Here is a 14,471-nt window from a genome sequence, read left to right on the forward strand (position 1 = left end):
GGCCTCCTCCTTCACGCCCGGCCCCGCCGCTCGGCGGGCGGCGGGGCAAGGATCCGGGCGATCGGGTTGAACGGCTTCGCAAAAAAGGCGCCGGCGCGCCCTTCCCTTCGCCGGAGGGAAAGGGTCGGCCGACGGGGCGCCACGCCGATCAAGAAGGGGCGCCCTGGCAAAAGCACAAACGCGCGCAGGCGCTCTCCCTCACTGCTCGGCGCCGAGGCCGGTGTGGGCCCGGACGGCGAGCTCGTCGAACTTCGTCGCCTTGTCCGCTTCCGCCGGCGTAAGAAGCGTCACCAAAAAGGCGGTGAGGAACCCGGCCGGGACGCTCACGATGCCGGGGTTCGCCAGCGGGAAGAGGGCATCTTTCCCCATGACGCTCGGGCCGATCATGACGAGCGTCACCGCCGTCGCGGCGCCGACGATCATGCCGCTTACGGCGCCGGCGGTGTTGAACCGCTTCCAGTAAAGCGAAAAGAGGATCGCCGGCAGGTTGGCGCTTGCGGCGACGGCGAAGGCGAGGGCGACGAGGTAAGCGACGTTTTGCCCCTTGGCGAGGATGCCGATGGCGATCGCCACCGCACCGACGACGAGCGCGGTCACCCGGGCGACGACGAACTGCTTCCGCTCGTCGACGGCGCCTCGCTTGATGACGTTCGTGTAGATGTCGTGGGCGAAGGCGCCGGAGGCGGCGAGCACCAGGCCGGCGACGACGGCGACGATCGTCGCGAACGAGATGGCGGCGATGGCGCTCATGAAAAGCTCCCCGCCGATCGTCCCGGGACCGCCGCCCAGCACTTCGGCGAGAAGCGGCGCCGCCATGTTGCCGCCCTTGTCCGCCGCCCGGATGCGGTCGGGCCCGACGAGGACCATGGCGCCGAAGCCGACGAACGTGATGAGGAGGTAGAAGACGCCGATGATCGCCATCGCCCAGACGACCGACTTCCGGGCCTCCTGGGCCGTCGGCACGGTGTAGAAGCGGATGAGGATGTGCGGGAGACCCGCCGTGCCGAGGATGAGGGCGATGCCGAGGGAGACGAGGTCGATCGGGTTTTGGTAGAGCTTCCCGGGCTGGAGGAATTCGACGCCGTGCGCTTGAGCGACGGCGGCAAACAGGTTCGACGGGTTGAAGCCGAACCGGGCGCCGACGAGGAGGACGATGAGGATCGTCCCGGCCATGAGGAGGACCGCCTTGACGATCTGCACCCAGCTCGTCGCGATCATCCCGCCGAAGACGACGTAGACGATCATGAGCACGCCGATGATGACGACGGCCCACTCGTACGGAATGCCGACGAGGAGCTGGATGATCCCCCCGGCGCCGACCATCTGCGCCACCATGTAAAACGTGCTGATCGTCAGCGTCACGAGGGCCGCCGCCAGGCGCGTCGGCACCGGCTGAAGCCGGTAGGAAAGAACGTCCGCCAGCGTGTACTTGCCGGAGTTCCGGAGCGGCTCGGCGACGAGGTAGAGTACGACGACGTAGCCCATGAGCCAGCCGACGGCGTACATGAAGCCGTCGTAGCCGTTTAAGGCGACGAGGCCGGCGATGCCGAGGAACGAAGCGGCGCTCAGGTAGTCACCGGCGATGGCGAGGCCGTTCTGCCAGCCGGTGAGCGACCGGCCGGCGGCGTAAAACTCGCTCGTCCCCCGGACCCGCCGGGAGGCCCAATAGGTGATGTACATCGTGAGGGCGACGATGGCGACGAAGAGCGCCACGCCGAAGAGCTGGATCATCCGCTCACCGCCCTTTCCGCCCGCGGTCGCTTCCGGCCAGTTCCCGAGCCCGGGCGTCGAACGAGCGGGCCGCCCGGACGTAGACGTACGCCAGCGCCCAGGCGACGACGTAGTAGATGAGGCCGTAGGCGTAGCCGAACGTCACGTGCCCGACGACGAACGATCCCATGAGCGGCCGAGCGTAGCCGGCGAGCAAGGGGAGGAGAAGATAAAACGCGACAAAAAGAACCGTCACCGGCCAGACGAAGGCCATCTTGCGCCGGACGAGGGTACGAAACCCGTCCGAGCGGGCGATCGCCTGATAGCGGGCGTCGGCGGCCTCCGCCGGCGCCCTTTCGGAGGAACCGAACGCAAGATCGAGGTCGGACATCGGCGCGCCTCCTTTCGGTTTTCTTTTTCCATGCTCGCCCGGTTCTCTTTTGGGCGAGATCCCCGGGCCGACATCTGGCGAGAAAACCGGACAACCGCCGCCGCAGGAAAGCGCTTTCCCCTGGAAAGGGTTAATCAGAGGATAGCAAAAAAACCGACGGTTGTGAACACGGGGCGCGCGAAATGTCCGATGAGGCGCGCCAACGGCATTTTTCCGCGCGCGAAGAGCAGCGTTCCGTTCGATGGGAACATGCGGATCGATGGATGAAACCGCCGGTTCACCCCGCTTTCGGCCGCATCCGGCCGCCCAGACGCGGCCCCTTCGGGGCGGCCCGAAACGACGCCGCCGGCCGAAACGCCCCCGCCGCGGGCGAAGCCCCCTTACCGCCGACCGAACCGCCCCGCGCGGCCGGAACCTCGCTGCCGTCGGCCGAAGCCCCCTACCGCCGGCCGAGGCGATCGAACAGCGCCTTGGCCGCGCCGCGGCTCACCGGGATGGGGGGGTGGTTCGCGTCTTTGAGGTACACCGTGTAGGCGCCGTTGGCCCACGGCTCGATGCTGTCGACGTAGTCGAGGTTGAGGAGAAAGCTCCGGTGGACGCGCAAAAACGGACCGCCCTGCAGCCGTTCCTCGAGCTCGGCCAGCGCCATCCGGCTTCGGATCGGCCCCCGAAGCGTGTGAACCACGATCTCCCGCTCTTTCCGCTCCGCGTAGAGGATCTCCTTCGGATCGAGGACGACGTACCGTTCCCCGTCGTCGACGAGGAGCTTTCCCGCCGGCGCCGACGACGTGCTCCGCTCTCGAAGCCGCGCTTTCAGTCGCCGAAGGGCCCGCTCGACCCGGGCGGCGTCGTACGGCTTTAAAAGATAATCGACCGCCTCCAGGTTAAACGCCTCGAGGGCATACCGCTCGTACGCTGTCGTAAACACGACGAGAGGCGCCGCTTCGGCGCCGTGCCGGGCGATCCAGCGCTCCAGCGCCTGAAGCCCCGAACGCCGGGGCATCTCGATGTCGAGAAAGAGCGCGTCCGGCCGGTGTCGGGAAAGGAGATCGAACAGCGTCTCGCCGTCTTCCGCCTCGCCGACGACGACCACCTCCGGATCCCGGGCGAGCACCTCCAAAAGCTCTTCCCGGGCGAGGGGCTCATCCTCGGCCACGATCGCCCGAAGCTTCACCGTCCCCCTCCTTTCACCGCCGTGCGGCCGGCGTCTCCGGCGGACGGAAGTCCGGCCTTTCGGCGGGAAGCCAGAAGCGAACCGCGGCCCCACCCTCCGACCGATTTTCGATCCGGAGCCCGGAGGCCGGGCCCAGCCGGCGCCGAAGCCGGGCGTCGACGTTTTTGAGGCCGATCCCCGTCCCGGCGGCGCCGAGGGGCCGCTCCTTTTTCCCGCCTCCGGCATCGGCCGACCCGGCAAAAGGCGCTTCGGCGGCCGCCGCCGGATCGAGTTCGCCGGCCGTTTTCCACGCCGCGAGGAACTTGGGCGGAAACCCGGCCCCATCATCCTCCACCGCCACCAGCACCCCTCCCCGCTCCGGCATCGCCCGAACCGACACCGTCCCCCCGCCGTCCTTCGCGCGGAGGCCGTGCCGCACGGCGTTTTCCACGAGCGGCTGGATGACGACCGGCGGCAGGACGATCGCGGTCGGATCGACGCCGGCTTCCACCCGAACCTCGATGCGAATGCGACCGGAAAAACGGGCGTGGACGATCTCGGCGTACGCCCGCACGAAGGCGAGCTCCGCGTCGAGGGTCGCCCATTCCCGATCGTCGGCGGTGAGGACGTAGCGAAGGACATGGGCGAGATCCACGACGGCCCGCCGGGCCCGTTCCGGGTCGCGGCGGATGAGGGCGTGGATCATCGTCAGCGTATTGAACAAAAAATGCGGATGAATCTGCGCCTGGAGCGCCCGGAGCTCCGCCTCCCGGGCGAGCGTCCGGTACCGCTCCGCCTCCAGGGCCGAAAGCTGTTTCGACAAGAGGCTCCCGATGCCGTGGGCGATGGCCTCCTCCACCGGGCCGATCGCCTCCGGACGGCCGAAGGTGAGGACGAGGAGGCCGATGGCCTTTTCGCCGGCCTCCACCGGCACGAAGACGTTTGCCCCGTCGACGACCGCCCGGCGGGAAAAAAGCGCTTCCGCCGCCGCCGGGTGCCGGAGCGCCGAGCCGGCCTGAAGCCCTGCCGGCGGCCGGCCGGCGCTGGCCAGCACCCGGCGTTCGTCCGCCACGGCCGCCCCCTCGAGGCCGAGCTCCCCCTGAAGCAGTCGGGCGACGTCCTCGGCCCAGGCCGCCGGCTCCGCCCCGGCAACGTGCCGCAAGGCCTTTTCCAGCACCGAAAGCGCCTGCCGCATCTTCCGGGCGGAGGCCTGCCAGAGCGCCTGCTGAGCGCCCAGGATGATCGCCGAAAAGGCCGCGAGCGCCGCGCCCATGACCCCGACGAGGGGGGGGCCGGCTTCGTCGGCCCACCGCACCGCCGAGGGCGCATCCCCCCGGGCGACGAGGACGGCGCCGACCTGCACGATCGGAAGCAGCATGCCGACAAAAAAGGCCCGCGCCGGCACCATAAGCCGCGGCCCCCCGAAAAAGACCGAAAGTCCCCCGGCGACGAGGCCGGCGGCTACGTCGGCCGCCTGAAGCGGTGCCGCACCGATGCCGACGAGAAGGCGGGCGGCGCCGGCGGCGACGAGGCCGGCGACTCCCCCCACCGCCGGGCCGCCGAGAAGCCCGCCGATCGCCACCGGAATCGGCGCCAGGTCGATGACGTACGCCTCCGGCGGAAGCGGCGAATGGAGAAAAAGCGGGACCGGCGACCAGCGGCCGTCGACCGTGACGAGGCCGAAAGCCGTCCCGAGGGCGCCGAAGGCGCCGAAGAGAAGCCCCTGCAGCGCCCGCAGCCGTCGCCCGGTGACGGGCGCCGCCAGCGGCCGAAGCGGCCGAAGCTCCAGCGCCATCAGGACGACGAGGAGAAGAAGCGCCGCCCGCTCGAGAAGCGCCCAAAAAAGCGGCATCAGCCGGACCGCCTCCCGCCCGACGCCGCGTTGGCTTCCGACGCCCCGCCGGCGTTTTTCTCCGACGGCCAAAGCCCGTGGGCCGCCCGGAAAAACGCCGGCCACGGCGCCGCCGCCCCGCCGGGAAAGAGGCGGCTTCCGACGACGGTCAAGAGAAAGCCCGCGGAGATCGCCGCCGGAGGAACCCAAGCCCCGCCGGCCGGATGTCCGTAAGCAAAACCCGACCCGACGGCGGCCAGGACGAACCCGCCGACAAGACCGAAGACGGCGCCGCCCGGCGTAAGCCCCCGCCAGTACAGGAGAAGGAGGAGCGCCGGAAAAAGACTCGAGGCGGCGATGACGAAAAGATACGAAATCAGCACCGCGACGTTATCCCCGCCGACGCCGAAGGACGCCGCCGTCGCCGCGAGGCCGACGGCAAGGGCGCTCACCCGGGCCAGGCGGAGCTTGACCGCCTCGTCCGCCACGCCGCCCTTCAAGACATGATCGTACAGATCGTGCACGAGGGCCGTCGTCGCCGAAATGACGAGCCCCGTCACCACCGCGAGGATCGTCTGAAACGCCAGCGCCGCCACAAAGGCGAACAAAAACACGCCGCCGATCGCCCGGGCGAGCGCCGGAGCGACGAGGTTCCCCCCCTCTTCCGCCAGCGCGGAAAGCGCCGCCGGCGAAAGGACGCCCCGCGCCGACAGCCCCATCACGAGCGCCAGAAGATAAAATCCGCCGATGACCGCCGCCGCCCACACCACCGATCGGCGGGCGGCCGTCACCGACGAAACCGTCAGCATGCGCTGGAGGATGTGCGGCAGGCCGGACGTCCCGAACAAAAGACCGAACAACAGCGCCGCCTGCGCCGGCGGGTCGACGGGAAGCCCCGTCGGCGGGACGAGCGGCTCCAGGCTCGAGCGGCCGGCCGCCGTAAGCGCCGCCCACCCGCCCAAACGGACGACCGCGATGAGGGCGATGAGAAGCGAGCCGAAGAGGAGGAGGAGCGTTTTTATAATCTGCACCCAGCTCGTCGCCAGCATCCCGCCGTAAGCGACGTAAACGGACATGATGAGGCCGATGACGACGACGCCGACGCGAAAATCGAGGCCGAGGAGCAACCGGAGAAGGAGGCCCGACCCGACGAGCTGCGGCAGGAGATAAAGGAAGGAAATGGCAAACTGCACCCCGGCGACGGCGAACCGGAGGCTCCGGCCCGGAAAACGGGCGGCAAAGACGTCGCCGAGCGAATACCGGCCCAGCCGGTGCACCGGCTCGGCGATCCAGAAGCCGAAGACGACGTACGATGCGAGAAACCCCGCCGCAAAAAGAAGCCCCAGGTGCCCGTAGAGGGCGATCGCGCCGGTCGTGCCGAGAAACGACGCCGCGCTGATGTAGTCGCCGGCGATGGCCAGCCCGTTTTGCGCCCCCGAAAGGCGCCGCGCGGCGGTGAAAAACCGAAGCGTCGTCGGCTGCCGTTCCGCCGCCCAGTGAGTGATGACGAGGGCGCTTGCCAGCATCGCCAAAAAGAGGCCGAACGTCGTCGCCACCTCGCCCGGGACGCCGAGGGCGGCCGATGCACCCAACGCCTCTAAGACGAACTCCTTTGCCACGCCCGACCCTTCCCCGCCGACGATTCCCGTACCGACGCCGATCATCTCCCTGCCGTCGACCCGCTTCCCGAAACCGACATCATCCCCATCGTCATTGACGTCAACCTTCAATCTGTTCTAGATCCGCCGCTCCCATCCGGCGCCGGCATCCGCCCCGTGGACGCCGGCGCCGGGTGCGCCGCGGCGAACGATCGCTCTTCCCGGCCGCTCAGCGCGGCCTCCAGCGCCAAAAGTCCCACGGTGAGAACCATCACCCCGATCACCGCGCCGGGGCGACCGCCGGTCCACGGAAGTCCGCCGTAGATCACGAAATAGGCGCCGCCCAGCGCCGTCCGCCGCCAAAACCGGCGTCTTAAGCCCCCTTCCGTCAACATCCCCCACCTCGCCCGGTTGGATCTTCCGCCTGCGGCCGAAGACATTCGCGCTCGGCCGGAATCTCCGCATCCGGCCGAAAAATTTGTGCCGATGAGCCGCCACACCGGCGCCAGACCGCCGGCCCCCCGCCGGATCGCCGGACTGGATTCAATTTTCCGTTAACACCTTCGACGCCGGAAGCCGCCCACGGCTTCCGAATGCCGGCTTCCGGCCGAGGTCAACGTCCTCGCCGCCTTCGGGACCGGCCACGAAAACGACAACCCGACGTCCCACCCAATCGGCACACCGCGCCGTCAGAAACGACAAAACCGCGCCGCGAGCCCCCCGCGCCCGGTCCGAAGCCGGCTTTCCCTCATGCGAGGTGCTTTTCAATCGCCCGGACGAAATTCGGCTTCGGCTGAAAGCCGACGATTCGCTCGACGACCTCGCCGTTTTTAAAGAATAAAAGCGTCGGGATGCCCATGATGCCGAAGCGGCTCGGCGTATCCGGGTTTTCGTCGACGTTGAGCTTGACCACCTGAATTCGTCCGGCGTACTCCTCGTCCAGCTGCTCGAGGATCGGCGCAATCATCCGGCACGGGTGGCACCACTCCGCCCAGAAGTCGACGATGACAAGCCCCTCTGCCTGCTCCACATCCCGGACAAAATCGGCATCGGTCGTCTGTTTGATGGCCATGGCCTTTCCTTGCCTCCCCCTCGCATGGTCCGTTCGATCGGCATGCCGGCTCCTCCGCAGACCCGCGCGACCGCCGCTCACCCCGGCCCTTCACCGGCACGCTCGCCCCTCATGATAGCAGATTTCATTCGGAAAGCCAACGAACACCGCCCGGTCCGAAGCCCGGACCGGGCGGCCGTTTTCATTCAGGCCGAATTGGCCTCATCCGCCGAGATACGCCGCCTGAACCCGCGGATCGCCCTTAAGCGACCGGCAGTCGCCGGAGAGAGCGATGCGGCCGTTTTCCGGCCGTTTTCCAGCACGTACGCCCGGTGGCAGACGTCGAGGGCGAGGGCGACGTTTTGCTCGACGATGAGCATCGTGAGCCCTTCCTTCCGGATCGCCTCCAGCGCCGCATAAATATCGTCGACAACCTTCGGCGCAAGTCCGAGGGATGCCTCGTCGATCATAAGGAGCTTCGGCCGGCTCATGAGCGCCCGGGCGATGGCGAGCATCTGCTGCTGGCCGCCGGAGAGCGTCCCGGCCTCCTGCGCCGAACGCTCTTTCAAAATCGGGAAGAGCGCATACACCCGCTCAAGGGACTCGGCAAGGTGTGCCCTCGCCTCCCGGGTCATCGCCCCGACGTCGAGGTTTTCCCGCACCGTCATCCCCGGAAAAAGGCGCCGCCCCTCCGGCACGTGGGCGATCCCGAGCCGGGCGATCGCATCCGGCGAAAGCCGCCCGAGGTCCTGCCCCGAAAACCGGATCGTCCCCCGGAACCGCCGGACGAGGCCCGAGACGGCGTTTAAAAGCGTCGTCTTCCCGGCGCCGTTCGCCCCGACGAGGGCGACGATCTCGCCGGATTTCACCTCGAGGTCGACATCCCAAAGGACGGTCACATCCCCATACCCGGCGGAAAGGCCGGCGATCTTAAGGAGCGCCTCACGCATGACGCCGCTCCCCCAGGTACGCCCGGACGACGTCCGGATGCCGGGTGACCTCCTCCGGCGTCCCCGCCGCGATCGTCCGGCCGAAGTTCAGGGCCAGCGCCCGCGTGGCGACCCCGAGGACGACCTTCATGATGTGCTCCACCATGAGGATCGTCACCCCGCTTTCTTTCAGCGTCCGGATGAGCGCCATCACCGCTTCCACCTCTTTCGGGTTGAGCCCGGCGGCAACCTCATCCAGGAGAAGAAGCTTCGGCTCCGTCGCCAGCGCCCGAGCGACTTCAAGCCGCTTCCGTCCGGCGATCGGAAGCGTCCGAGCCTCCTCATGCCGCCGCTCATAAAGTCCGGTGAGCGCGAGCACCTCGAGCGCCCGCCGCTCTGCCACCTCCCGCCGGCGGGTATGCAAAAAGGCGCCGACCATCACATTTTCCAGCACCGTCATCCGCCGGAGCGGGACGGTCTTCGGACGCTTCTCTTCTGGCACAGCGGCCTGAAGCAGATCACGACGAACGTCCGACCGGTTCTCTGGCCGGAAGATTTCCGCGGTCTCGTCTTCCGCCGCATGCAAAGCTCGACGATCGCCCGCTACCTCGAGCTCCTCGGCGCCCGGACGGTGCCGGCGCCGTTTAACCAGACTTACCTCGGCTACCCCGTCCTCGTGAACGACGCCTTTTGGCGCCGCCTTCCGCCGGACGATCGGGCGATCCTCCTGAAGGCTCTCGAGGAAGCCGGTGCCTATGAGCTCCGCCTCATCCGGGAGCTCGAAGCCCGGGCGCTGAAGGAAATGGCCGCCTCGGGCCTCCGCATTCACCGGCTCACCGCCGACGAGCGAACCGCCTGGGAGCAGGCGGTGGCGCCGCTCTACGACGAGGTGGCGGTCCGAATGCCGCCTCCCCTGCGGGCGTTCGTCGAAGCGCGCAAACCCCGCTGATCGGTCCCTTCCGCTCCGAGCGGCCGATCTCCTCTGCCGCTGAACGGGCCGAAGCGAAGGGAGCTGACCGGAAAGCCAGACCGGGCGACCGAAATCGGCAAAAAAGCGGCCGGAGCCTGGCTCCGGCCGCGTTTGGTATCCGGCTTCTTTGGGGATCCGGCCTCTTTTGTCCTCCTTCCGGGACCGCGGTTATGAGACCTTGACCTTCTTGAATTCCTCGATCAGGATCGGCACGACCTCGAACAGGTCGCCGACGATGCCGTAGTCCGCCACCTGGAAGATCGGAGCCTCGGGATCTTTGTTGATGGCGACGATCACCTTCGACCCCGACATGCCGGCGAGGTGCTGGATGGCGCCGGAGATGCCGGCGGCGATGTAGAGGTCCGGCGTGACGACTTTCCCCGTCTGGCCGATCTGGAGGGCGTAATCGGCGTAGCCGGCGTCACACGCCCCGCGGGAGGCGCCGACGGCGCCGCCGAGAACGTCGGCGAGCTCCCGAAGCAGCCTAAACCCTTCCTCTCCTTTCGTGCCGCGGCCGCCGGCGACGACGACGCGGGCTTCCGCAAGGTCGACGCCCTGGGCCGTCTTTTTCACGACCTCCCGGACGATCGAGCGAAGGTCTTTGAGGTCCACGGCGAGCCGTTCGACCGGCGCCGTCCGGCCGGCGGCTTCGTCCGGCAGCGGCAGGTTGTTCGGCCGGATCGAAAGGACCGCCGGGCGGTCGGTAAACGTCCGCACTTCAAAGGCCTTGCCGGCGTAGATCGGCCGGACGATCCGGACTTCGCCGCCTTCGGACCGCACGTCGACGGCGTCGCTCACCATGCCGGCGCCGAGGCGGGCGGCGAGCCGGGGCGCCACGTCGCGGCCGATCGCCGTGTGACCGAAGACGATCACCTCCGGCGCTTCCCGCTCGACGACCTGAAGAAGCGCCTGGAGATACGCGTCGGGCGTGTACGCGCCAAGAGATTCGTGCTCGACGATGACGATTCGGTCGGCGCCCCGCCGGCCGAGGGCGGCGGCCGGCTCGTCCAGGCCGCCGGCGCCGAGGAGGACGGCGATCACCTCCGACGGTTCAAATCGCCGGCCCGCCGTGATCGCCTCCAGCGCCACCTGCCGCAGGGCGCCGCCTTTGACTTCTGCTACGACGAGGGCTTTCCCCGCCATGCTTTCCCCTCCCGTCGCGGTTGTCGTTTGCGTTCGACGCCCTCAGACGACCTTCGCTTCTTCCCGAAGCAGCCGGACGAGCTCCCGGGCCGCCTCTTCCGCGGTGCCGCCGAGGATCTTCCCGGCCTCTCGCTTCGGCGGCGCGAACCGGTCGACGACGGTGGTTTTTTCTGCCCGCTCGACGCCGAGATCGGCCGGCGAAATCCGTTCCAGCGGCTTTTTCTTCGCCTTCATGATCCCCGGAAGCGACGGATAGCGGGGGTCGTTCAGCCCCTGCTGGGCCGTCACCAGAAGCGGAAGTTCTGCCTCGACGATCTCCACGTCGCCTTCGGCGTCCCGTTCGGCCCGCACCTTCCGTCCGTCGACGGAAAGCTTCAGCACCGCGCCGATGTGGTTCAGGCCGAGCCGCTCGGCGACCCGGAGGGCCACCTGACCGCCGCCGTTGTCGACGGAGAAATAACCGGCCAGAAGGAGGTCCGGCGCTTCTTTTTCCACCACCCGGGCGAGGACGTCGGCGACGAAGGCCTCGTCGACCGGCGGCGCCTCCGCTTCGACGAGGATCGCCCGGTCCGCGCCCATGGCGAGGGCCTTCCGGAGCGCCTCTTCGACCCGGGGCGGCCCGTAGCTTAAGACGACGACTTCCGCCTCCCCGGCTTCCTTGATCCGGATCGCTTCTTCGACGGCGTACTCGTCGTACGGGTTGATGATGAACTGGACGCCGTCTTCTTTGATCCGTCCCCCTTCGACGACGACTTTTTCTTCCGTGTCAAACGTCTGCTTCATGAGGACGATGATCTTCATCTTGGCTCCTCCTCTCTGCCCCGCTTCTTTCGTCCCGCTCCGCGCCGCCCGGCTCTGCCTCCGGCGCTTTCAGACCGGTATAAAGCAGACGAAACACCGGATCGGCGAGCCTCATCAGCTCCCGCCGGCGCCGGGCCATCACCCACGACGTCACCGTCTCGTCGAGGGTGCCGAAGATCATCTTCCGCATGAGGTGCGTCTCGATGTCCCGGCGGAAGATGCCGGCGCCCTTGCCCTCCTCGATGAGGCCGTCAATGACGTCAAGGTAGCTTCGGAGGATCTCGTTGATCCGCCCTCGCAGGGCGGGATCCGCCTGCCGGAGCTCGACCTGCGTCACGACGGCGAGCTCATAGTGCTCGCTGAGCGGCCGAAAATGCTCCCAGACGAGCCGCCGAAGCTTCGCCGGCACGTCGGGCTCCTCGGCGAGGGCCGTCCGAAGGCGTTCCACGTGCCGGCTGAGGTACGATCGGAAGACGGAGACGAGAAGATCCGACTTGCCGGAAAAGTACAGGTAGATCGTCCCGTCGGCCACTCCGGCTTCCCGGGCGATGCGGGACACCTGGGCGCCGTGATACCCGGCTTCGGCGAAAACCTTGATCGCCGCGTTTAAGATCGCTTCGTATTTTTCCCCCTTCTCGCCGCTCCGCCGCGCCACCGCGTCCCTCCTTAACGCAAGAGGTTTCTCTCACCTCAACGCCAAAGGGGCTCTAGGATGAATGAGCATTCACTCGACCGACTCTCTTTCAGTGTACGCCCACCCGTCCCGGATGTCAACCGAGCGCCGGTGAACCTCGAACGACATCGTCTCGGGCTCCGTCAAGGCCGTGGCACCGAACCCCAGTGCAGCCGAAGACGGCGCCGGGGAGACCCGAACCGCCGGACGGGCGAACGGGCTTCAGGCGTCGAGGCTTCCGCCGGTCGACCGGCCGTCGGCGGAGCGGCGTTCGGCCACGCCGGTCATCCCGTCCGTGACCGCCGGCCCGTCGGGAAGCGCCGCCGCCGCGCCCGGCGCACCGCGCTCCGCCGGGCCTAAAGCGTCCGCCGCACCGGTCCCCGACGGGCCCACCGGAACCGGAGTTTCCGGCTCCTTCGCCTCGGCGCCGATCGGCGCCGGCTCTTTCGCGAGGCCGGCGCGGGCCTCTTCGGCGAGCACCCGCCGGAGCACCTTGCCGACGGCCGTCTTCGGAAGTTCCGTCCGGAACTCGTAGATCCGCGGCACCTTGTAGGCGGCAAGCTTCGAACGACAGTAGGCGTCGAGCTCCTGTTCCGTGACGGAGGCGCCTTCCTTGAGGACGATAATCGCCTTCACCGTCTCGCCCCGGTACGGGTCCGGCACGCCGACGACGGCCGCCTCCTGGACCGCCGGATGGGCGAAAAGCACCTCTTCGACCTCTCGGGGGTAGATGTTGAAGCCGCCGGCGATGATCATGTCTTTTTTCCGGTCGACGATGTAGAAAAAGCCGTCCTCGTCCATCCGTCCGATGTCGCCGGTGAGGAACCACCCGTCGTGAAAGGCCGCCGCCGTTTCCTCCGGCCGCCGCCAATAGCCTTTCATCACCTGCGGGCCCTTGATCGCCACTTCGCCGATCTCGCCCGGCGGAAGCGGCCGGCGCGTCTTGAGATCGAGGATCGCCGCGTCGGTGTCCGGCCACGGGAGGCCGATCGAGCCGGATTTCCGGAAGGTGTACATCGGGTTGGCGTGGGTGACCGGCGACGTCTCCGACAGGCCGTATCCTTCGACGATGCGGCCGCCGGTCAGCGCCTCGAAGCGCTTTTCCACCTCGCGGGGAAGGGGCGCCGAGCCGCTGATCGCCGCTTCGATCGACGACAGGTCGTACTTCCGGATGTCGGGATGGTTGATGAGGGCGATATACATCGTCGGCGCGCCGGGAAAGAGCGTCGGCCGCTCCTTCTGGATCGCCTGGAGCACCTCCGTCGCGTCGAAGCGCGGGAAAAGGAGCATCGTCGCCGCGAGGGCAACGCCGAGATTGAGGACCGTCGTCATGCCGTAAACGTGAAAAAACGGGAGCGCCCCGACGACCTTCTCCCGGCCTTCCCGGGCCTTGTAGAGCCAGTGGCGGGCTTGGACGAGGTTCGCCATCAGGTTCCGGTGGGTGAGCATGACGCCTTTCGGCACGCCGGTCGTGCCGCCGGTGTACTGCAGGAGGGCGACGTCCTCCCGCGGGTCGACCGGCACAGGCGGAACCGGAGCGGCGTCGACGCGGCGCATTTCCTCCGTCCAGCGGAAAAACCGGGGATCCGCCGGCCCCTTCGGGAGCGGCCGGCCTTTTCGCCGCTCAACAATGGGATACAGCACATTTTTCGGAAACGGAAGATAATCTTTCAGGCTGGTGAAAAGGACCGCCCGAAGAGGCGTCCGGTCGATCGCCTCGACGACCCGCGGCACGTGCAGGTCAAGCGCGATGAGGATCGACGCTTCGGCGTCGTTCATGAAGAACTCGATTTCCCGAGGGACGGACATCGGGTTCGTCTGGACGACGATGCCGCCGAGGAGGAGCGTCGCGTAATAGGCGATGACGTACTGCGGCGAGTTCGGCAGCATGATCGCCACCCGGTCGCCTTTGCCGACGCCCCGGGCCTTGAGCACCTTGGCGAACCGATAGACGTCGCCAAGAAGCGCCCGGTACGGGATGCGCTTCCCGAGAAAGACGATCGCCTCGCGGTCCGGGTATCGGGAAGCGCTTACAAAAAGCGGATCATAAAGCGGCACGTCCGGAATCTCGACGGACGGCGGCACTTCCGGCGGATAGTGCCGAAGCCACGGCCGCCTCTCAACCGCCATCGGCCTTCTCCCCTTTCCCCTGCGCGCTCGTGCGATGGCGTTTGTGAAAACATTGTAACATCCCCCCGGGCCAGGCGCCAGAGGAAAATGA

General features: G+C 67.9%; 15 protein-coding genes. 1 reads left to right on the forward strand and 14 read right to left on the reverse strand.

The features are described 5' to 3' along the window. Positions 1-11: 11 nt before the first annotated feature. The 10 genes from SA87_RS13390 to SA87_RS12930 form a co-directional block, all read right to left on the reverse strand. Positions 12-152 carry a hypothetical protein gene (locus tag SA87_RS13390; RefSeq protein ID WP_169816878.1) on the reverse strand — a complete coding sequence of 47 codons (141 nt, stop codon included), beginning with the start codon at positions 150-152 and terminating at the stop codon, positions 12-14. 46 nt (positions 153-198) lie between these two features. Continuing rightward, the gene (locus SA87_RS01335) at positions 199-1,731 is read right to left on the reverse strand and encodes a solute symporter family protein (RefSeq protein ID WP_066197893.1); all 1,533 of its coding nucleotides are present in this window, start codon (positions 1,729-1,731) and stop codon (positions 199-201) included. A 4-nt stretch (positions 1,732-1,735) separates the two neighbouring features. Continuing rightward, positions 1,736-2,101 (reverse strand): DUF485 domain-containing protein, encoded by a 366-nt coding sequence (locus SA87_RS01340; RefSeq protein ID WP_082718284.1) that lies wholly within the window; start codon positions 2,099-2,101, stop codon positions 1,736-1,738. A 439-nt stretch (positions 2,102-2,540) separates the two neighbouring features. Then, positions 2,541-3,275 carry a LytR/AlgR family response regulator transcription factor gene (locus SA87_RS01345; protein WP_066197895.1) on the reverse strand — a complete coding sequence of 245 codons (735 nt, stop codon included), beginning with the start codon at positions 3,273-3,275 and terminating at the stop codon, positions 2,541-2,543. A 13-nt stretch (positions 3,276-3,288) separates the two neighbouring features. Next, a complete protein-coding gene (locus SA87_RS01350) occupies positions 3,289-5,106 on the reverse strand; it encodes a histidine kinase (protein WP_156516472.1) in 1,818 nt (605 codons plus the stop codon). Continuing rightward, entirely contained in the window at positions 5,106-6,749 is a 1,644-nt protein-coding gene (locus tag SA87_RS01355) for a solute symporter family protein (protein ID WP_156423464.1), read from the reverse strand. Before SA87_RS01355 ends, SA87_RS01350 begins: the two co-directional genes overlap by 1 nt. 62 nt (positions 6,750-6,811) lie before the next feature. Beyond that, on the reverse strand, positions 6,812-7,075 hold the full coding sequence (locus SA87_RS01360) for a hypothetical protein (protein ID WP_169816879.1): 264 nt from the start codon (positions 7,073-7,075) through the stop codon (positions 6,812-6,814). A 356-nt stretch (positions 7,076-7,431) separates the two neighbouring features. Further along, complete coding sequence (trxA, locus tag SA87_RS01365; protein ID WP_066197905.1) at positions 7,432-7,755, reverse strand: thioredoxin; 324 nt, start codon at positions 7,753-7,755, stop codon at positions 7,432-7,434. 185 nt (positions 7,756-7,940) lie between these two features. Continuing rightward, a complete protein-coding gene (locus SA87_RS01370; RefSeq protein ID WP_066197909.1) occupies positions 7,941-8,684 on the reverse strand; it encodes an ABC transporter ATP-binding protein in 744 nt (247 codons plus the stop codon). Then, complete coding sequence (locus tag SA87_RS12930; RefSeq protein WP_066441225.1) at positions 8,677-9,123, reverse strand: ABC transporter ATP-binding protein C-terminal domain-containing protein; 447 nt, start codon at positions 9,121-9,123, stop codon at positions 8,677-8,679. The genes SA87_RS01370 and SA87_RS12930 overlap by 8 nt, the downstream gene beginning before the upstream one ends. Here SA87_RS12930 and SA87_RS12935 point away from each other — a divergent pair. After that, complete coding sequence (locus tag SA87_RS12935; protein ID WP_066197915.1) at positions 9,082-9,612, forward strand: type 2 periplasmic-binding domain-containing protein; 531 nt, start codon at positions 9,082-9,084, stop codon at positions 9,610-9,612. The genes SA87_RS12930 and SA87_RS12935 overlap by 42 nt on opposite strands. 189 nt (positions 9,613-9,801) lie before the next feature. Here the strand turns inward: SA87_RS12935 and SA87_RS01385 are convergent, their stop codons facing one another. The 4 genes from SA87_RS01385 to SA87_RS01400 form a co-directional block, all read right to left on the reverse strand. After that, complete coding sequence (locus tag SA87_RS01385) at positions 9,802-10,776, reverse strand: electron transfer flavoprotein subunit alpha/FixB family protein (protein ID WP_066197917.1); 975 nt, start codon at positions 10,774-10,776, stop codon at positions 9,802-9,804. Positions 10,777-10,818: 42 nt separating this feature from the next. Next, positions 10,819-11,577, reverse strand: coding sequence for an electron transfer flavoprotein subunit beta/FixA family protein (locus tag SA87_RS01390; protein WP_066197920.1), 759 nt, complete (start codon positions 11,575-11,577; stop codon positions 10,819-10,821). Further along, the gene (locus tag SA87_RS01395) at positions 11,543-12,232 is read right to left on the reverse strand and encodes a fatty acid metabolism transcriptional regulator FadR (protein WP_066197922.1); all 690 of its coding nucleotides are present in this window, start codon (positions 12,230-12,232) and stop codon (positions 11,543-11,545) included. The genes SA87_RS01390 and SA87_RS01395 overlap by 35 nt, the downstream gene beginning before the upstream one ends. A 240-nt stretch (positions 12,233-12,472) precedes the next feature. Then, a complete protein-coding gene (locus SA87_RS01400) occupies positions 12,473-14,380 on the reverse strand; it encodes a long-chain-fatty-acid--CoA ligase (RefSeq protein ID WP_066197924.1) in 1,908 nt (635 codons plus the stop codon). Between the last annotated feature and the right edge of the window lie 91 nt (positions 14,381-14,471).

Origin of the sequence: Hydrogenibacillus schlegelii, assembly GCF_001653195.1 — a bacterium.
Classification (GTDB): domain Bacteria; phylum Bacillota; class Bacilli; order Thermicanales; family DSM-22653; genus Hydrogenibacillus; species Hydrogenibacillus schlegelii.